The sequence below is a fragment of the Achromobacter semiaridum genome (assembly GCF_053543755.1).
The window spans coordinates 49,786-69,594 of the sequence record NZ_JBLVOL010000137.1; the positions used below are offsets into that span (position 1 = coordinate 49,786).

The 19,809-nt window shown below is 67.1% G+C and carries 14 protein-coding genes and 1 pseudogene; 13 read left to right on the top strand and 2 right to left on the bottom strand.

Annotated features, from left to right (window positions below):
• From ACNPP0_RS28620 to ACNPP0_RS28655, 8 genes and pseudogenes are all read left to right on the top strand, one after another.
• Positions 1–673: pseudogene (locus ACNPP0_RS28620) on the top strand (thiolase family protein); the annotation flags it as partial.
• Positions 670–2,673: a 3-hydroxyacyl-CoA dehydrogenase NAD-binding domain-containing protein gene (locus ACNPP0_RS28625; protein ID WP_448707788.1), complete on the top strand. Its 2,004-nt coding sequence runs from the start codon at positions 670–672 to the stop codon at positions 2,671–2,673. The pseudogene ACNPP0_RS28620 and the gene ACNPP0_RS28625, both read left to right, overlap by 4 nt.
• Positions 2,674–2,738: 65 nt before the next feature.
• A complete protein-coding gene (locus ACNPP0_RS28630) occupies positions 2,739–4,061 on the top strand; it encodes an OmpP1/FadL family transporter (RefSeq protein WP_104144256.1) in 1,323 nt (440 codons plus the stop codon).
• A gap of 56 nt (positions 4,062–4,117) precedes the next feature.
• Entirely contained in the window at positions 4,118–6,508 is a 2,391-nt protein-coding gene (locus ACNPP0_RS28635; RefSeq protein WP_448707789.1) for a 3-hydroxyacyl-CoA dehydrogenase/enoyl-CoA hydratase family protein, read from the top strand.
• Positions 6,509–6,518: 10 nt separating this feature from the next.
• A complete protein-coding gene (locus ACNPP0_RS28640) occupies positions 6,519–7,718 on the top strand; it encodes an acetyl-CoA C-acyltransferase (RefSeq protein ID WP_448707790.1) in 1,200 nt (399 codons plus the stop codon).
• Between the two features lie 31 nt (positions 7,719–7,749).
• Positions 7,750–8,295, top strand: a complete 546-nt coding sequence (locus ACNPP0_RS28645; protein WP_332612056.1) for a PaaI family thioesterase — start codon at positions 7,750–7,752, stop codon at positions 8,293–8,295.
• Entirely contained in the window at positions 8,259–8,858 is a 600-nt protein-coding gene (locus ACNPP0_RS28650) for a chalcone isomerase family protein (protein WP_332611935.1), read from the top strand. The genes ACNPP0_RS28645 and ACNPP0_RS28650 overlap by 37 nt, the downstream gene beginning before the upstream one ends.
• 16 nt (positions 8,859–8,874) lie before the next feature.
• On the top strand, positions 8,875–10,572 hold the full coding sequence (locus ACNPP0_RS28655) for an AMP-binding protein (protein WP_448707791.1): 1,698 nt from the start codon (positions 8,875–8,877) through the stop codon (positions 10,570–10,572).
• 99 nt (positions 10,573–10,671) lie between these two features.
• Here ACNPP0_RS28655 and ACNPP0_RS28660 read toward each other — a convergent pair whose 3' ends face one another.
• Positions 10,672–12,240, bottom strand: coding sequence for a sulfatase-like hydrolase/transferase (locus ACNPP0_RS28660; protein ID WP_448707792.1), 1,569 nt, complete (start codon positions 12,238–12,240; stop codon positions 10,672–10,674).
• Between the two features lie 9 nt (positions 12,241–12,249).
• Complete coding sequence (locus ACNPP0_RS28665) at positions 12,250–13,224, bottom strand: Bug family tripartite tricarboxylate transporter substrate binding protein (protein WP_448707793.1); 975 nt, start codon at positions 13,222–13,224, stop codon at positions 12,250–12,252.
• Between the two features lie 181 nt (positions 13,225–13,405).
• Between ACNPP0_RS28665 and ACNPP0_RS28670 the strand changes: the two genes are divergently transcribed.
• From ACNPP0_RS28670 to pdxA, 5 genes are all read left to right on the top strand, one after another.
• Positions 13,406–13,933 (top strand): MarR family winged helix-turn-helix transcriptional regulator, encoded by a 528-nt coding sequence (locus ACNPP0_RS28670; RefSeq protein WP_332611926.1) that lies wholly within the window; start codon positions 13,406–13,408, stop codon positions 13,931–13,933.
• 267 nt (positions 13,934–14,200) lie between these two features.
• The gene (locus tag ACNPP0_RS28675) at positions 14,201–16,315 is read left to right on the top strand and encodes a TonB-dependent siderophore receptor (RefSeq protein ID WP_448707794.1); all 2,115 of its coding nucleotides are present in this window, start codon (positions 14,201–14,203) and stop codon (positions 16,313–16,315) included.
• Positions 16,316–16,551: 236 nt separating this feature from the next.
• Complete coding sequence (locus tag ACNPP0_RS28680; protein ID WP_332611924.1) at positions 16,552–17,541, top strand: 2-keto-3-deoxygluconate permease; 990 nt, start codon at positions 16,552–16,554, stop codon at positions 17,539–17,541.
• Positions 17,538–18,755: a D-threonate kinase gene (gene dtnK / locus ACNPP0_RS28685; RefSeq protein WP_448707795.1), complete on the top strand. Its 1,218-nt coding sequence runs from the start codon at positions 17,538–17,540 to the stop codon at positions 18,753–18,755. Before ACNPP0_RS28680 ends, dtnK begins: the two co-directional genes overlap by 4 nt.
• A complete protein-coding gene (pdxA, locus tag ACNPP0_RS28690) occupies positions 18,752–19,804 on the top strand; it encodes a 4-hydroxythreonine-4-phosphate dehydrogenase PdxA (protein WP_332611920.1) in 1,053 nt (350 codons plus the stop codon). Before dtnK ends, pdxA begins: the two co-directional genes overlap by 4 nt.
• The last annotated feature ends 5 nt before the right edge of the window (positions 19,805–19,809 follow it).

Genomic DNA, 19,809 nt, shown 5'->3' on the forward strand with positions numbered 1-19,809 from the left:
GGCCGGGCGCGCGGCCGGCGCGCTGAACGAGATCACGCCGTTGATCGACAACAAAGGCAAGCTCTACCCCGACGATGACGGCGTGCGTGACGATTCCACGCCCGAAAAACTGGCCAAGCTGCGGCCGGTGTTCGACAAACCGTGGGGCAACATCACGGCGGGCAACAGCTCGCAGGTGACCGACGGCGCGGCCATGCTGGTGCTGGCGTCCGAAGAAGCGGTGGCCAAGTGGAACCTGCGCCCCCTGGGCCGCATCGTGGACAGCCAGTGGGCTGGTCTGGACCCCGCACAAATGGGCCTGGGTCCGGTGCATGCCGCCACGCCCATCCTGCAACGCCATGGCCTGGGCTTGAATGACCTGGACTTGTGGGAAATCAACGAAGCCTTCGCCGCGCAAGTGCTAGGGTGCCTGGCGGCATGGCGTGATGATGCCTATTGCCAAGCGCATTTTGGTACGCCAGCATGGGGGCCGCTGGACCCGACCAAGCTGAACGTGGACGGCGGCGCCATCGCCATCGGCCACCCCGTGGGTGCGTCCGGCGCGCGCATCGTGCTGCATCTGCTTGAAGCGTTGAAGCGCCGTGGCGCCAAGCGCGGCATGGCGGCCATCTGCATCGGCGGCGGCCAAGGCGGTGCCATGCTGGTTGAAACCCTGGACGAGGACCGCCCATGACGACAATGGACACGCTTTCCCACTGGCGCCTGGACCGCGACCCCGACGGCCTGGCCCGCCTGACGTTCGACCGCGCGGGCAGCGCCGTGAACGCGCTGTCGGCCGACACCATGGCGGAACTGGCGGTCGTGCTGGACGCCCTGGACGCCGCGCCGCCGGCCGGCCTGATCATTCAGTCGGGCAAGGCCACCGGTTTCATCGTGGGCGCCGACGTCAACGAATTCGCCAGCCTGGACACGCCCGAACAGGCGCGCGGCCTGATCGCACGGGGTTGGAACCTGTTTAACCGACTGGCCGCCGTGCGCTACCCCACCCTGGCCCTGATCCAGGGCCACTGCCTGGGCGGCGGGCTTGAATTGGCGCTGGCGTGCCGCTACCGCCTGGTCGCCGATCAGCCCGGCACGTCGTTGGCGCTGCCCGAAGTCATGCTGGGCATCTTCCCCGGCTGGGGCGGCATGCTGCGCTTGCCGCAGGTAATCGGCGCGCCCGCCGCGCTGGACATGATGCTGACCGGCCGGGGCGCGGATGCGCGACGCGCCGCCGCGCTGGGCCTGGCCGACGCGCGCGTGCCGCCACGTTTGCTACAGGCCGCCGCGCGCCAGATGGTGCTGTCGAAAAAGCCGCCGCGTCGCGCACACGGTATCGGCGCCTGGGCCAACCGCTGGCCCTTCAAGGCCCTGGTCGCCAACCGCGCACGCAAGCAGATCGCCGCCAAGGACCCGCTGGGCCACTACCCCGCCGCCCCCGCGATCGTCACGATATGGGAAAAGCATGGCGGCAACGCCTTGCAGGCGCCTGACCTGATCGACGCCATCATTTCGTCCGACACCGCCCGCAACCTGTTGCGTGTGTTCCGCCTGCAAGAGCGCCTGAAGGCCAACGGCAAGCAGACCGGCGTCACGCCGGCCAGCCATGTGCATGTGGTGGGCGCCGGCACCATGGGCGGCGACATCGCGGCCTGGTGCGCATACAAGGGCTTGACGGTGACGCTGCAAGACCAGGACATGGCGCGCATCGCACCGGCCATCGAGCGCGCCGCCACGCTGTATGCGCGCCGCCTGAAAGACCCGCGCCTGGTTCGCGCCGCGCTGGACCGCCTGATACCCGACCCCACCGGCGGCGGCGTGCCGCGCGCCGACATCATCATTGAAGCCATCAGCGAACAGCCCGAGGCCAAGCGCGCGTTGTACGCGTCGCTGGAACCGCGCATGAAGGCCGATGCGCTGCTGGCCACCAACACGTCCAGCCTGTCGCTGGAAACGCTGCGCAGCGGGCTGGCTCGCCCCGAGCGGCTGGTGGGCATCCACTTTTTCAACCCCGTGGCCAAGATGCCGCTGGTGGAAGTGGTGCATGCCGAGGGCGATTCGGGCGAGGCCACGGCGCGCGCCTGCGCTTTCGTGGGCCAGATCGACAAACTGGCGCTTCCCGTCAAGAGCGCGCCGGGATTCCTCGTCAACGCCGTGCTGGCGCCCTATATGCTGCAAGCCATGCGCAGCGTGGACGACGGCATGGCGCCGGAAACGGTGGATGCCGCCATGGTCGAATTCGGCATGCCGATGGGGCCGCTGGAATTGGCCGACACCGTCGGGCTGGACATCGCCCGCGCGGCAGGCGAGCAACTGGCCGGTGGTGCCGAGCCACCGCGCTGCCTGGCCGAACGCCTGGCGCGTGGTGACCTGGGCAAGAAAAGCGGCAAGGGCTTCTACGCCTGGCGCGACGGCAAGCCGGTCAAGCAAGGCACGGCGGTCAAGTCCGGCGCGGCAAGCCTGGGCGGCGATCACCATGCCACCACCGGCGCCCCCGCCGGGCTGGCGCAGCGCCTGATCCAGCCCTTGGTGGATGCCACCTTGGAACGCGTGCAGTCCGGCGTGGTGGCCGATGCCGACTCGGCCGATGCCGGGGTGATTTTTGGAACGGGGTTCGCGCCTTTCACGGGCGGACCCCTGCATTACCAGGCCAGCCATGCCTGGCGCAGCAGCAAACCGGCTCACGCCGAATAGACCGGGGTCACAAACAGACCGGCAGTGCAAGAAGAGACATACATCCAACTCGAGGAGGCAGTACCATGCGCAGACGTTCATTGTCCCTGAGCACCTTGTCGGCCCTTGTGGTCGGCCTGGGCGCGTCCGCAACGTCCTATGCCGCCGGCTTTCAGCTTTTAGAGCAGAACGCCAGTGGCTTGGGCAACGCTTACGCAGGCTCGGCGGCAAATCCGGAAAACGCCAGCATCATTTACTTCAACCCGGCCGGCATGACCTACCTGCCCGGCGTGAACTTTTCGGGCGGGGTCAACCTCATCAAACCCTCGTTCAAGTTCAAGGACAACGGCAATAGCCGTAATCCCAGCGTTCCCGGCCTGCCCGGTTCAGGGCTGAACGGCTCGGCCCCCACCGGCGGCAATGGTGGTGACGCAGGCAACCTTGGCGTGGTGCCCAACCTGTACGCCTCCTGGCAATTGAACGAGCAGTGGTACATCGGCCTGGGCGTCGGCGCGCCGTTCGGCCTGATGACCGAATACGACGATGGCTGGGTCGGCCAATACCATTCGAACAAATTCGAGATCAAGACGATCAACGTAAACCCGTCGATCGCCTACAAGGTCAACGAAAAGTTCTCGATGGGCTTCGGGCTGAACTGGCAGCACATCGATGCCAACTACAAGAAGAAAACGGTGGTGCCGATTGCGGGCCTGCCGGTCGCCACCAACGGCGACGCCGACCTGAACCTGAAGGGCGACGCTTGGGGCTGGAACGTGGGCTTCATGCTGCAACCCACCGAAGACACGCGCATCGGCCTGTCGTACCGCTCGAAGATCAAGCACACGGCCAAGGGCGACACCGACATCACCAGCATCGGGCCCACCAAGCAATCGGTGTCGTTTGACGCCAAGGCCTCGGTAGACTTGCCCGACACGCTGATCCTCAGCGCCGCCCACCAGCTAAACGAGCGCTGGGAACTGTTGGGCGACGTGTCCTGGACGGGCTGGAGCAGCATCCCCGAGCTGAAGATCCGCAACTCGGGCCCTGGCGCGCGCGATGACGAACTGCCGCTGAACTTCCGCGACACCTGGCGCGTCGCACTGGGCGCGAACTACAAGTTCGCCCCGGACTGGAAGTGGAAGTTCGGCCTGGCGTACGACCAGTCGCCCGTGCATGACAAGGCCGACCGCCCCACGTCCCTGCCAGACAACGACCGCTACTGGTTCTCGACCGGCGTGCAGTGGGCGGCCACCAAGAACACCACGCTGGACCTGGGCTACACCTATCTGTACCTGCGCAAGACGGACATCGACACGACGTCCGGCAGCCAGGCGACCAAGGGCCGCGTGGCGGGCACCTATGACAGCAGCGGCCACATCGTCGGCCTGCAACTGTCGTCCCGCTTCTAGCCTTGCGCGGGTGGGCGGCCGCGCGCCGCCCGCCCGCTTTACACAGGAGAATCCCCTTGAGCAAGTTCGTCGTCAAACACGTTGCCGTCCTGGGCGCCGGCGTCATGGGCGCGCAGATCGCCGCCCACCTGGCCAATGCCGGCGTACCGGTCACCCTGTTCGACCTGGCCGCCCGTGAAGGCGATCGCAACGGCATCGTCAACAAGGCGCTGGCCGGCCTGAAAAAACTGGAACCGGCGCCGCTGGCCGGCCCGGCCCGCCTTGCCCTGATCACCCCCGCGAACTACGACGACCACCTGGACGCGCTGCGCGGATGCGACCTGGTCATCGAGGCCATTGCCGAACGCATGGACTGGAAGACGGCGCTCTACGAGCGGATCGCTCCGCATGTGTCGCCCGACGCCATCATCGCGTCCAACACGTCCGGCCTGTCTATCGACGCGCTGGCCAATGCCTTGCCCGAAAGCTTGCGCGAGCGCTTCTGCGGCATCCATTTTTTCAATCCGCCCCGCTACATGCGGCTGGTGGAGATCATTGCCACGTCGCATACGCAGCCGGCCGTGCTGGACCAGTTGGAAACCTGGCTGACGTCCACGCTGGGCAAGGGCGTGATCCGCGCGCTGGACACGCCCAACTTCGTGGCCAACCGCATTGGCGTGTTTTCCATCCTGGCCGCCATGCACCACACCGCGCGGCTGGGCTTGGGCTTTGACGAAGTCGACGCGTTGACCGGCCCGAAGATCGGCCGCCCCAAAAGCGCCACCTACCGCACGGCGGACGTGGTTGGCCTGGACACGCTGGCCCACGTGGTCGGCACCATGGAAAAGAACCTGCCCGATGACCCCTGGCACCGCTACTTCGCGCTGCCCGACTGGCTGTCGGCCTTGATTCAAAAGGGCGCGCTGGGTCAGAAGACGGGCGCCGGCGTCTACCGCAAGCAGGGCCGCGACATCCTGGTGCTGGACCTGAAGGCGCAAGACTACGTGCCCAGCGCCGGCAAGCTGGCCGACGAAGTGGCCGCGCTGTTGAAAGAACGCGACCCCGCCAAGCGCTTTGCCGCCCTGCGCGCCAGCGCCCACCCGCAGGCGCAGTTCCTGTGGAGCCTGTTCCGCGACATCTTTCACTACAGCGCCGTGCAGCTTGAACACGTGGCGGACAACGCGCGCGACCTGGACCTGGCCATGCGCTGGGGGTTCGGCTGGTCGCAAGGCCCGTTTGAAACCTGGCAGGCCGCCGGCTGGCAGGCGATTGCCGCCGCCGTGGCGGACGACATCGCCGCCGGCCGCGCCATGAGCAACGCGCCCCTGCCCGCCTGGGTGCGGGAGGCCGACCGCCAGGGCGTGCACGCGCCGCAAGGCTCGTATTCCGCGCGTACCGCCAAGTTGCATCCGCGTTCGTCCTTGCCGGTGTATCGCCGCCAGCTGTTCCCCGAACGCGTATTTGGTGAAGGCCCCGACGACCGTGGCGTCACCGTCTGGGACAACGAAGGCGTGCGCCTGTGGAACCTGCCGGACGTGGACCCGGGCATCGCCATCCTGTCCGTCACCTCAAAGAACCACACGCTGGGCGGTGAAGTCCTGGAAGGCGTGCTGCAAGCCGTCGCGCGCGCCGAACGCGATTTCGACGGCCTGGTGATCTGGCACGAACCGCCCTTTGCCGTGGGCGCCAATTTGCAGCAGGTGGTGCAGGCTTGCGCCGAGGGCAAGTTCGACATGCTGGAAGCGATGGTCGAAAAATTCCAACGCGCCTCGCAGTCGTTCAAGTACGCCCGCATACCCACCGTGGCCGCCGTGCAGGGCATGGCGCTGGGCGGGGGCTGCGAATTCCTGATGCATGCCTCGCACCGCGTGCTGGCGCTGGAAAGCTATATCGGGCTGGTGGAAGCGGGTGTCGGATTGATCCCGGCCGGTGGCGGCAGCAAGGAATTCGCGGGTCGCGCCGCCGCGCTGGCGGCCAAGACCGCCACGCCCGGTGAAGTCTTCCCGTACCTGCAACCGGTCTTTCAGACTATCGCCATGGCGCAGGTGGCGAAAAGCGCGCTGGAAGCCATCGACGCCGGGTTCGCGCGCGAGCACGACGTGGTGCTGTTTCATCCCGACGAGCTGCTGTTCGTGGCCATCGGCCAGGCGCGCGCAGCCGCCGAAGCGGGCTACACGCCGCCCCCGCGCCTGTTGAATATTCCGGTAGCGGGCCGCAACGGCATCGCCAACTTCGAGATGGTGCTGGTCAACATGCGTGAAGGCGGCATGATCAGCGCGCACGATTACCGCGTGGCGCGCAGCGCCGCCGTGGCCTTGTGCGGTGGCGAGGTCGAGACCGGCACCAAGGTGGACGAAGAATGGCTGCTGGCGGTCGAGCGCCGCGAATTCGTGGCCCTGTTGCGCACGCCTGAAACCCAGGCCCGCATCCGCCACACGCTGGAAACCGGCAAGCCGTTGCGCAACTGAGGAAACCATCATGACCAAGCAGATTCAAGACGCTTATATCGTCGCCGCCACGCGCCTGCCGGTAGGCAAGCGCAACGGCGCCTACATCACCACGCGCCCCGACGACATGCTGGCCGCCGCGCTGAACGGCGCGCTGGCGCAAGTGCCGGCCCTGGACACCGCGCGCATCGAAGACGTGATTGCCGGCTGCGCCATGCCCGAAGCGGAACAAGGCATGAACGTGGCGCGCATCGGCCTGCTGCTGGCGGGCCTGCCGCACAGCGTGGCGGGCGTCACCGTGAACCGCTTCTGCGCGTCGGGCTTGCAGGCGGTGGCCGACGCCGCCGCGCGCATCCGCATGGGCGAAGCCGACATCATGATCGGAGCGGGCACCGAATCCATGAGCGCAATGCCGCAGATCATGGGCAACAAGGTGTCGATGAACCCCGAGATCTTCGCCCATGACCAGAACATCGGCATGGCGTTCGGCATGGGGCTGACGGGCGAAAAGGTCGCGGAACGCTGGAAGGTGTCGCGCGAAGACCAGGACGCGTTTGCACTGGCCTCGCACCAGAAGGCGTGCGCGGCGATTGCGGCCGGCCATTTCCGCGCCGAGACCACCCCGTATGAAGTGGTGTCGCACCTGCCCGATGGCGCCAGCGGCGCGGTGCGGGTCGTGCGCCGACTGGTCGAGGTGGATGAAGGCCCGCGCCCGGACAGCAGTGCCGAAGCCTTGGCGCGGCTGCGCCCGGTGTTCTCCACGCGCGGCAGCGTCACGGCGGGCAACAGTTCGCAGATGTCCGACGGCGCGGCGGCCGTGGTGCTGGTGTCCGACCGCATCCTGCGCGTATTCAACCTGAACCCGCTGGCGCGCTTCGTCAGCTTCTCGGTCGCCGGCGTGCCGCCCGAAGTGATGGGCATCGGCCCCGTCGCGGCCATCCCCAAGGTGCTGCAACGCGCCGGCATCACGCAGGACGCGCTGGACTGGATTGAACTGAACGAGGCCTTCGCCGCGCAATCGCTGGCCGTGATCCGTGAACTGAAGCTGGACCCGTCCAAGGTCAACCCGCTGGGTGGCGCCATCGCGCTGGGCCACCCTTTGGGCGCCACCGGCGCGATCCGCACGGCGACCATCACGCACGGTCTGCGCCGCACGGGCGGCAAGTACGGGCTGGTCACCATGTGCATCGGCACCGGCATGGGCGCGGCCGGACTGTTCGAAGCGATGTAGGGCCATTGCGGAACCGCCCGGCATGCCCAGCCTGAAGCCCTATTGGCTTAAAAGCCTGTCGCCGCAATGGCGCGCGCGCCTGATGCGGGTGGGCTTCAACCTGCATCCCGCGTTTCGCGCCACCGGCGGCCGCGTGATGTTTGTGTCGCCGGATTTCCTGCACATCCGCATCAAGCTGCCGCTGCTTCGCCGCACGCGCAATATCGTGGGATCGATGTACGGCGGGTCGCTGTTCGCGGTAACGGACGGCGCCCATCCCACGATGCTGATGTCGGCGCTGGGCCCGGATCACATCGTGTGGGACAAGGCCGCCTCGATCCGCTTTCGCAAGCCCGCCTACACCACCCTGTATGTCGATTTCCGGCTGCCGCCTGGGGAAATCGCGGACATCCGCGCCGACCTCGCGCGCGCGCACGAAACCACCCGCGCGTACACGGTGGAATTGAAGGACAAGGACGGCGTGGTGTACGCCGTCGTGGAACGCACGATCTATATCGCCGACAAGAAGTTCTACAAGCGAAAGACCACAGGAGGAGACACATGCAACGTATCCCTGGAGGGCGAGCCACCGCCCTGAGCCTCATTCTGGCCGGCGCGATGGCCAGCCTGATCAGTGCGCCGGCCCTTGCCGCCGACATCGACGTGGCGGGCAAGCGCGTGCCGGAACAGCTGTCCGAAGGCGGCCACGCGCTGGTGCTGAACGGCGCCGGCGTGCGCACGAAAATCGTCGTGAAGGTGTATGTGGCGGCGCTGTACGTCACCACAAAAAGCCACGACGCGGCGGCGCTGATCAACAGCACCGAGCCGCGCCGCATCCGCCTGCAATTGCTGCGCGACGTCGACAGCAAGACTCTTGACGAGGCCTTGCAGGAAGGCCTGCGCGACAATACGCCCAAGGCGGAACTTGCCGCCATGAAGGCGCCGGCCGACCAGCTGACCCGGCTGATGGCCGACATTGGCGCCCTGAAGGAAGGCGACGTGGTCGACCTGGATTTCGACGGCCGGGGCATCACCGGATCGCACAACGGCAAGCAACGCGGCCGCATCGACAGCCCCGACTTCGCGCGTGCGTTGTTGCGCGTCTGGCTGGGCGAGAAGCCGGCGCAGGCCTCCCTGAAAAAAGCCCTGTTGGGCAACTAGGCGGAAATCCCAAAAGATGGAACCTATCTGGCACAAGAGCTACCCCGCCGGCGTCCCCGCGCGAATCGACATGGACGGCGTCACCACGCTGGTCTCGATCGTGCGGGACAGCTGCCGCCGCTACGCGGACAAGACTGCGTACATCAGCATGGGCAGGTCCATCAGCTACGCCGAACTTGACACCCTGACGCGCGACTTCGCCGCCTGGTTGCACGCCCGCGGGCTGGGCCGTGGCGACCGCGTCGCGCTCATGATGCCCAACCTGCTGCAATACCCCGTGTGCCTGTTCGGCGCCTTGCGGGCCGGCTGCGTCGTGGTCAATTGCAACCCGCTCTACACCCCGCACGAACTTGAACATCAATTGGTGGATTCGGGCGCGCGCGCCATCGTGGTGGCCGACAACTTCGCGGCCACGGTGCAAAAGGCGTTACCCAACAGCGCGGTGGAACACGTGCTGGTCACCTCCATCGGCCAGATGCTGGGGCCGGTCAAAGGGCGCTTGGTGGACCTGGTGATCCGCCACGTGAAGCGCATGGTGCCGGCGTGGTCCCTGCCCGGGCACATGCGCCTGGCCGACGCGCTGCTTGCCGGCCGCGCCCAGCCGTTTACCGAAGTGCAGCTGGACCAGCGCGACCTGGCCTGCCTGCAATACACGGGCGGCACGACCGGCGTAGCCAAGGCGGCGATGCTGTCGCACGGCAACCTGGTGGCCAACGTCAGCCAGGCCCACGCCTGGATCAAGCCGTTGGTGAACGATGGCGAGGAATGCATCGTCACGGCCTTGCCGCTGTATCACATCTTTGCACTGACGGCGAACTGCCTGACGTTCATGAAAATCGGCGCCAGCAACCTGCTGATCATCAACCCACGCGACATACCCGGCCTGATCAAAGAGATGGGCAAGGTGCCGTTTTCGGCGTTTACCGGCGTCAATACCTTGTTCAACGCGCTGCTGAACCATCCGGATTTTGCCAAGCTGGATTTTTCTCGCCTGCGCCTGACGATGGGCGGCGGCATGGCGGTGCAACGCGCCGTGGCGGACCGCTGGCGCGCCGTCACAGGCAAGTCGCTGGCGCAGGCCTACGGGCTGACCGAGACGTCGCCCGCCGTCACGGTCAACCCGCTGGACGTCACGACGTTCACCGGGTCCATCGGCCTGCCCGTGCCGTCCACCGAGATCTCGATCCGCAACGACGAAGGCAAAGAACTGGGCGTGGGCGAACCCGGCGAAATCTGCGTGCGCGGGCCACAGGTCACGCAGGGCTATTGGAATCGCCCCGACGAAACGGCGTTGGTGATGTACCCGGACGGCTTCCTGCGCACCGGCGACATCGGCTACGTCGATGAGGACGGCTACGTGTTCCTGATCGACCGCAAGAAAGACATGATCCTGGTGTCGGGTTTCAACGTGTACCCGAACGAGGTCGAGGACGCCGCCGCGCTGCATCCGGGCGTGCGCGAAGTGGCGGCCGTGGGCGTGCCGGACGAACGTTCGGGCGAAGCGGTCAAGTTGTTCGTGATCCGCAAGGACCCCGGGCTGGACGCCGCCACGCTGATCGCACACTGCCGCACGCAGCTGACCGGCTACAAGGTGCCGCGGTACGTGGAATTCCGTGATGACCTGCCACGCTCGAACGTGGGCAAGATCCTGCGGCGGCAACTCAAGCCCGAAACTCCCGCGCCGGCGGAAAAGCAAAGCGCCGGGCACGCCTGAGATCACGCCTGGTCGCGGCCACCGGGGCGGCGCGCGACACGCCCCGCCCTCAGTGCGCGAAGGCGCGCCGCCCCTTACTGCGCGACGCCGCCCCGCCCCTTACCACTGCCCGAAAAACACGCCCGCGCGCTTGTGCGCGTTGGTGGCCTTTTCCACGGCCTCGTCGCTCATGGTGGTGCGGCGCTTGCCGCGCAGCATCCAGTCCAACAAGCGCTGGCGCAGCTCCAGCCGCACGGCGGCGTGTTCGGCGCGGGTGCCCAGGTCCTGGAATTCGCCCGGGTCCGCATGCAGGTCGTACAGTTGTTCGGGCTCGTCCAGCCAGTAAACGTAGCGCCAGCGATCCGTGCGCACCGACCACGCCCGGGCGTTTTGCGGCGTCTTGCCACGCAGGATGCGCGCCTGGCGAAAGCTGTAGTCAAGTTCAGAAAACACGCAGTCGCGCCACGGCGTGGCGGCGTCGCGCCCATGCAGCAGCGTTTGCAGTTCGCGGCCTTCCAGCCGGTGCGCGGGGCCGCGCGTGCCCAGCGCGCGCAGCACGGTCGGCACCACGTCCACGCTTTCCACCATGTCGTCCAGCGCCAGGCCACGCGTGGCGTCGGCCGCCGTCGAGGGGTCCATCACGATGAACGGCACGCGCTGCACGGTGTCGTAGAACAGTTCCTTTTCGCCCAGCCAGTGGTCGCCCAGGAAGTCGCCATGATCGGCGGTGAACACGATCAACGTGTTCTTCATCAGGCCCGCGCCTTCCATGTAGTCGAACAGGCGGCCCAGGTGATCGTCCAGCTGCTGGATCAGCCCCTGGTACGCGGGCCGCACCACGCGCACGCATTCATCGGTGGAAAAACTGATGCTCTCTTCTTGCTGGCGATAGGCGGCCACCACGGGATGCGCGTCGCGCAGTTCTTCACGGTTGCGCAGCACCGGCAGGCACTGGTCGGCGGTATAGCGCCGGTGGTACGGCGCGGGCGCCATGTAGGGCCAGTGCGGCTTCACGTAGCTTAAGTGCAGCACCCAGGGCCGGCTGCCGCGACGCTGCATGAAGTCCAGCGCCTGGTCGGTCATGTAGGCCGTTTCGGAATGTGGCTCGGCCACGCGCGCGGGCAGATGGACGTTGCGCATGTTCCAGCCGCTGGCGATCTGGCCGTTGGCGTCCACGCCCGCAATGACGTAGTCCGTCCAGGGGTCGGCGCTGTCGTAGCCGTGGCGGCGCAGGTACGCCGGGTAGCCACTTTCGTCGCCGGGCGGGTGGTGGCCGTCGTAGCGGTCCAGTTCGTGAAAGCCGCCCCGCGTCAGCAGCACACCCAGCTCGGAGGCGCCATCGATGCTTAGCCGTTCCATGCCGGCCTTGTCAGGGATGATGTGCGTCTTGCCCGCCAGCGCCAGCTCGCGCCCCTGCCCGGTCAGGTATTCACCCAGCGTGATCTCGTTGATGGACAGCGGCACGCGGTTCCAGGTTGCGCCATGCGTCGACGGATAGCGGCCCGTGTAGTAGCTCATGCGAGACGGGCCGCACACGCCGGAATTCACGAAGGCGCGGTCAAAGCGCACGCCGCGCCGGGCCAGGGCGTCCAGGTTCGACGTTTGCAGATAGGGGTGGCCATAGCAGCCCAGGTGATCGGCGCGCAGCTGATCCGCCATGATGAACAACACGTTTTGCACGGGACTCATCGCCGCCCCTTATTGCGTCGCCGTGAAGCCGGATTCGCGTACAACCGGCTCCCACTGCTTGCGATAGGCGGCCAACGCATCGGCGGTGGCGCGTGCGTCCAGCGAGACCGGTTCCAGGAATACGGCGCGCACCGCCTGCTGCATGGCGGGCTCGCGCAGGATGGCGGCGATGTCGGCGCCCAGCCGCTTGACCTTCGCCTCGGGCATCGCGGCCGGCGCGAAGAACGCGTTCCAGCCGTCGGCCGCCAGGTTCACGCCGCCTTCGCGAAAGGTGGGCACATCGTTCAAGTCAGGGTCGCGCGTCTCGCCGGACGTCGCCAGGATGCGGATCTTGCCGGCGCGATGCTGCGGCAACAAGGTGTCCAGCGTGTCGATCCCTTGCGGCAGGATGCCGCCGATCAGTTCCGAGATCAGCGGGGCTGAACCCCGGTAGCCGACCACCTCGGGCTCCTGCCCGATTTCACGGCCCAGCATCAGCGCAAAAAAGTGCGGCAGGCTGCCGGTGGCGGGCACGCCCACGGTGAATTGCTTGGGATTGGCGCGCAGCCATAACCGCAGCGCGGCCACGTCCTGGATGGGCGAGGACGCGGGCACGGCCAGCGCGAACTTATATTCGCTGACCAGGGACACGGGCTTGAAATCGCGCTGGGCATCGTAGCCAGGCTGCGCGTAGACCAGCGGCGCCACCACCATCACGGCGGGGTTGGCCAGCATCAACACATTCTGCGTGGCGGGCGCGGCGTGCAGGCCTTGCGCGGCAATGCGGCCACCGGCGCCCGTCTTGTTTTCCACGACGACGGGCACGCCCACGCGGTCTTTCAGGCGGTCGGCCACCAGCCGCGCGATGCGATCGGAACTGCCCCCGGGCGGATAGCCCACCACAAGGGTCAACGCGCCATCCAGCGGCGCCTGCTGCGCACAGGCCGGCGACACGGCCCCCACCAACGCGGCAGCCAAGGCCGCCCCCGTCGTCCATTTACGCATGGTGTTCTCCTGTCGACAGTGGCCCGCCGTCGGTTATGTTCTGTCTGCCTGGCCGAATACCCAAATAAGCAGATTGACTGTAGCAACGGGGTCATTGCTTGATCTAATCCAGGACTTTCCATAACGATATGCAGACGCAACGCGCTGGGCGCGGCATGCGCTGCGGCAAGGAGGAGACGCCATGCCAACCCGCCCCAACCCCGCACCGCCGCCGCAATTGGCCGACATGCTTATGTATCGGCTGTATCAGGCGTGGGCGCAGTCCAACCCGGTGTTTGTGCGCCTGTGCGAAGGCCGCTTCGGCATCACGCGGCGCGAGTGGCGCATCCTGGCCTGCGCCATCGAAGGCGGCATCATGAGTTCGGCGGAATTGGCCGCCGCGGCCAAGCTGGACCTGGCCCGCACGTCGCGCACGCTGGGCACGCTATGCGACAAGGGATGGCTGCGGCGCCTGCACGACAGCACTGACCGCCGGGTTGTGCTGGTTGAAGCCACGGCCGAGGGGCTGGCGCGATACCGGGCGCTGCTGCCCGAAGTGTCGCGGCTGAATGCACTGCTGGTGCAGGACTTGAGCGACGATGAAGTGGCGCAACTGCGCGACTTTCTGGGCCGCATCGAACAGCGCGGCCGGCAGATGGGGCAAGACAATATCGTGGCCGACAAGGCCAGCCGCCGCGAAGGCGGAACGCGCCGCGCCCAGTACGCGTAACGCGCTGGGTGTCGTTTGAGGCCAACAGCGCGGCGCTGACGCCGGCCCGCGTGCCGATTGCCATTGGCCGTGCCCCCGCCCCCGCCAAGTTCTTGAAAACACGGAAATTTGCGCCACCACCGATCGTTGCGCGGCCGATTCTTGCAGGGCTTTTTTACATCTGGGATGGCCGGCGCGCCTAGGCGCGCGATTCCAACGCAATTAATAATACTTATCGTTGCTATTTCCATATGTAATCAGCGGCCGCAGCGCCGTAGGGGACTTGACTTGAAACGCCATCCAACCCGGACCGCCCTGCGCACGCGGCCGCAAACCCTGTTGCCCGCCGCTGCGCTGGCCGCCTGCCTGGGCGCCTCGGCACACGCGCAGACCGCCGACCCCCCCACCGTTTTACCCGCCGTGCAGGTCACCGGCACGGGCGAAACCGCAACCGGGCCCGTGGACGGCTACGTCGCCACGCAGAGCGCCACGGGCACCAAGACGGACACGCCCCTGTCCGAAACACCGCAAGCCATCACCGTCATTCCGCGCGGCCAGATCGTGGACCAGGGCGCACTGAACGTGCAGGACGCCATGAACTACGCCGCGGGCGTGCGGCCCAACGCGTACGGCGTGGACAACCGCGCCGACTATGTCCGGATTCGGGGCACGGAACCGGCGCAATACCTGGACGGCCTGCGCCAGTTCTTCAGCTTCAACAACCCGCGCACCGAGGTCTATGGCCTGGAGCGCGTTGAAGTGCTGCGCGGCCCCGCGTCCATGCTGTACGGACAGGGCAGCACGGGCGGCATCGTCAACCTGGTCAGCAAGCGCCCGCAAGCCGAGGCCCAGCGCGAAATCGGCGTGGTGATCGGCAATGACGGCCGCCGCGAAATCCAGACGGACCTGACGGGACCGCTGACCGAAGACGGCCAATGGCTGTACCGCGTGGTGGGCGTGGGACGCGACAGCGATACCCAGGTGCAATACGCGCCCGACGACCGCCTGATGCTGGCGCCGTCGCTGACCTGGCGGCCCAGCGCCGCCACGTCGTTGACCTTGCAGGCGCTGTGGCAAAAGGACAAGGCCGGCACGACGCAATCGTTCCTGCCCTGGAGCGGCTCGGTACAAGAGAACCCCAACGGCCGCATCCCGACCCGCCGGTTCGTCAGCGAACCGGGCTTTGACGCCTACGACACCGAGCAATTCAGCGTGGGCTGGCTGTTCGAACACCAGTTCAACGACACGTGGAAATTCCGCCAGAATTTCCGCAACACCGTCAGCCGCGTCGACTACCAGTCGCTGTACCCGAACGTGTATGGCGAACGGCGCGGCGATTCCTACATCGACGCCGCCCAAACCACCACCGACCGCTTCTTCTACGTCAACAAGCCGCGCATGCGCACGCTGCTGGCCGACCAGAACATCGAAGGCAAACTGAACTGGGGCCGCACCGAGCACACCGTCATCTTCGGCATGGATTATTCGCGCTATCGCGAAACCGGCGAGACCGCCTCGGGCCTGGGCGCGCCGCTGAACCTGTACCACCCCGTTTATGGCAACCGACCGGAATATGAACTGTCGGACACGCCCAAGCAGAAGCAGCAGCAGCTGGGCTTTTATGCGCAGGACCAGATCAAATTCGACCAGAACTGGATCGTCCTGGCGGGCATACGCCGCGACCGCGCCGACAACCGCATCGATGGCCAGGACAAGGAAACCGACTACGCCACCACCAAGCGCTTCGGGTTGATGTACGCGGCCGACAACGGCTGGTCGCCTTACCTGAGCTACAGCGAATCGTTCACGCCCATTGCCGGGTCCAACTTCTACAACGAACGCTACAAGCCGATGCGCGGCAAGCAGGTCGAAGTGGGCATCAAGTACATGCCCAAGGACGCCGACATCGAGTTCACCGCCGCCGCCTACGACCTGCGCGAAAAGAACCGGCAAACCAACGACCCTGAAAATCCCAACAACCAGCTCCAGGCCGGCAAGACGCGCACGCGCGGCGTGGAATTGGAATTGCGCGGCCGCGTCACCAAAGACGTGGACGTCATCGCCAACTACATCTACACGGATCTGGATCCGCAGCTGGAAGGCCTGCCCAAGCACATGGCGTCCTTATGGGGCAAGTACCGCTTCGCGCTGGCCGGCCAGCCCGGCTTCGCGGTGGGCGCGGGCGTACGCTACCTGACGGCGTTCCGCGACGGCGGCGCACCGGAAACGCCCGCCGTCACCTTGTTCGACGCCATGGTCAGCTACGACAACGGCCCGTGGCGCTATGCCCTGAACGTCAACAACATTGCCGACCGCACCTATGAAGTGGTCTGCCTGGACCGAGGCGACTGCTTCTACGGCGCGCGCCGCACGGTGATGTTGAGCGGGGCGTACCGCTTCTGACGCAAGGTTCGCCGGGGCGCCGGCATTTTGGCTAAAACCTCCAGGACGGGGGTCCTGGAAAACCTGACCCAGCTGGAAAACCTGTACGTACAGGCAGTACGTACAGGTGTACACTAGCGGTTTTTCAACCCCCACTGACAGACGCGTCAACGAACGTCTGCAATCCACCAGAACCGTCCTGGAGACTTACGCAAGTGTCGACCTCTGCCTCTTCCCGTTCGCCTTTTTTTGGCACCATGCAGAAAATCCCCGGTGGATTGATGCTGGTGCCGCTGATCCTGGGTTCCCTGATCGGCACCTTTGCCCCTGATGCGCTGGCCATCGGCGGCTTCACCACCGCCCTCTTCAAGAACAGCGCCCTGCCGCTGATCGCCCTGCTGATCTTTGCGACCGGCACGCAGGTCAACGCCCGCACCGGCGGCCCCATCCTGGCCACCGCCGGCACCATTCTGCTGATGAAGACGCTGGTACCCGCCACGCTGATCATCATCCTGGGCAGCTACGTCGGCCTGGACGGCGTGCTGGGCGTGTCGATCCTGGCCTTGCTGGCCGCGTTCGACAACAGCAACGGCGGCCTGTGGCTGGCCTACACCGGCCAGTACGGCGATGCGCGCGACCGTGGCGCCTACGTGGCCAGCGCCGTCAACGACGGCCCCTTCTTCAGCCTGTTGTTCCTGGGGGCCTCGGGCCTGGCCGACATTCCGATGATTGCCCTGGTGGCGGCGCTTGTGCCGTTCCTGCTGGGTGTCGTGGTCGGCAACCTGGACCCCAAGTGGCGCGACGTGCTCAAGCCCGTGCCCAACATCGTCATCCCGTTCTTCGCCTTCGCACTGGGCACCGGCATCAACCTGGGCGCGGTCGTCAGCGGCGGCATCAGCGGCCTGATCCTGGGCCTGATCATCAGCCCGATTACCGGCGGCCTGGTCTACCTGGGCTATCGCATGATCCTGCGCCGTGGCGGCAAGAGCGGCCTGGGGTTTGCCGCGGGCACGACGGCCGGCAACGCCATCGCCACGCCCGCCGTGGTGGCCGCCGCTGACCCCAACTTCCAGCAATACGTGTCCACTGCCACCGCGCAAGTGGCCGCCTGCGTGTTGATCAGTTCCATCCTGGCTCCGATCCTGGCGTCGTACTTCCTGAAGCGCGCCGGTGAATTGAAGTCCGAGGACGCGGACGCAACCCGCGCCACGCCGACGTTGGGCGAGGCGCGCGGAGAGGCGCTTTGACCCCCACCATCGCCATCGTCGCCGATGACCTGACCGGCTCGGGCGACACCGCGGTGCAGTTCGTGCGCGCCGGCTGGAGCACGCACCTGTCCATTGGCGGCGCCGAGGAAGCGTTGTCCGGCCCCGCGACGGCCGGCGTCGAAGTGCTGGCGGTGACGACCAACAGCCGCGCCCTGCCCGCCGCCGACGCCGCCCGCGTCATCGACCAGAACGTGCGCCAGCTGCGCGCGGCCGGTGTGTCCCGCCTGTACAAGAAGGTGGACTCCACCTTGCGTGGCGCCTTCAAGGCCGAGATCGACGCGGCGCGCCTGGCCTGGGGACCGGACACGGTGGCGGTGATCTGCCCCGCCTTTCCCGCCACCGGCCGCACCGTTGAACAAGGCGTGCTGATGGTGAACGGCAAGCCGGTTACCGAAACGTCCGCCGCGACGGACCCGGTCACCCCCGTCACCGAAAGCCATATCCCCACGTTGCTGGGCTGCGCCCACGTCGCGGCGCAAGACGGCGACACGCCGGAAGCGCTGGCCGCACGCATCCGCGAAGCGGGCCACACCGTGGTGGTGGACGCCGCCACGGACGCCGATCTGGAACGGCTGGCGCGCGCCATCGGCTTGCTGGGCGTACACGCCCTGCCCGTGGGCGCGGGCGGCCTGGCCGTGCCGCTGGCCCGAGTGTGGGCCGGTGCGGACCAGACGGCGCCCGTCGTCGTCGTGGTCACGTCGCAGCACAGCGCCGCGCGCGCGCAAGCCGCTGCGCTGAACGCGTCGGGCGCCGACACCTGGACGCCCACGTTGCAACAACTGGCCGACGACGCCGCCTGGCAGGCCTGGACGCAACCACTGTTGCAAGCCCACGCCAAGGCGCCGGCCGAAGCCGGCACCGTGCTGCTGCTGGCGCCCGAAGGCCAGCTGGACGGCCTGGATTCCGAGAAAGTCGCCGAACGGTTGGGCAGCCTGGCGGCGCGGTTGATCACCGCATCCCGCGCGGCGGGCGTGGTGGCCACGGGCGGCGACGGCGCGCGCAGCGTGCTGGTGGCGCTGGGCGCGCGCGGGATCGCGCTGGTGGATGAAGTAATGGGCGGCGTGCCTCTTGGCACGTTGACCGGGGGCATGGCCGCCGGCCTGCCCGTGGTGACCAAGGCCGGCGGCTTTGGCACCGAAGACGTACTGGTTCGCGCCGTGCGCGCGATCCGCGACAGGAGATTCAAGCGATGACACAACCTCAACCGAACAAGCTGCCGCTGCTGGCCGTCACCCTGGGCGACGTGGCCGGCATCGGGCCGGAAATCACGGCCAAGATGCTGATGGGCCATGACGAACTGCGCCAGAAGGCCCGCCTGCTGGTGGTCGGCGATGTGGACGTGATGGTCAACGCCGTGCGCGGCCTGGGCGGCGACCCCGCCATCGTGCGCAAGCTGGACCGCGCGGCCGACTGTACCAATGCCCCCGGCACGATCGAAGTGTTGCAGGCCGGCCCGTCGCTGGCCCACGTCAAGCTGGGTGAAATCAGCGCCGACGCGGGCGACGGTTCCGTGCGTTTCGTGACCACGGCGTGCGCCCTGGCGCGCGCCGGCGAAGTCGACGGCATCGTCACCGCGCCGCTGAACAAGGCTGCGATGCACGCCGCCGGCCACAAGTGGCCCGGTCACACCGAACTGTTGGCGCACGAGTTCGGCGTCAAGACGTTCTCGCTGGTGCTGTCGGCCGGCGACCTCTACATTTTCCACGCGACCACGCACGTATCGCTGCGCCAGGCCATCGACGACCTGACGCCCACGCGCATGCGCGCCGTGCTGCGTTTGGCCGGCTCGTTCGCCAAGGCGCTGGGCCGTGGCGACCAACCCGTGGCCGTGTCGGGCCTGAACCCGCACGCCGGTGAGAACGGCATCTTCGGCAGCGAAGACGCCGACATCCTGGCGCCCGCCGTGGCGGAAGCCAACGCGGCTGGCATCCTGGCCGCCGGCCCGATTCCCGCCGACGCCCTGTTCCCGCAAGCCGTGCGCGGCAAGTGGCAATTCGTGATTGCCTGCTATCACGACCAAGGGCACGCACCGTTCAAGGCCGTGTATGGCGATGACGGCGTCAACATCACCGTCGGCCTGCCCGTGGTGCGCGTATCCGTGGACCACGGCACCGCGTTCGACATCGCGGGCAAGGGCATCGCGCGCGAAGACAGCCTGATCCTGGCCGCCGAACGCGCCGCGCACCTGGCCCCGGGCTGGACGCATGTATGGGAAACTGCGCGGGCACAAACCGGAGGTTGATTTCC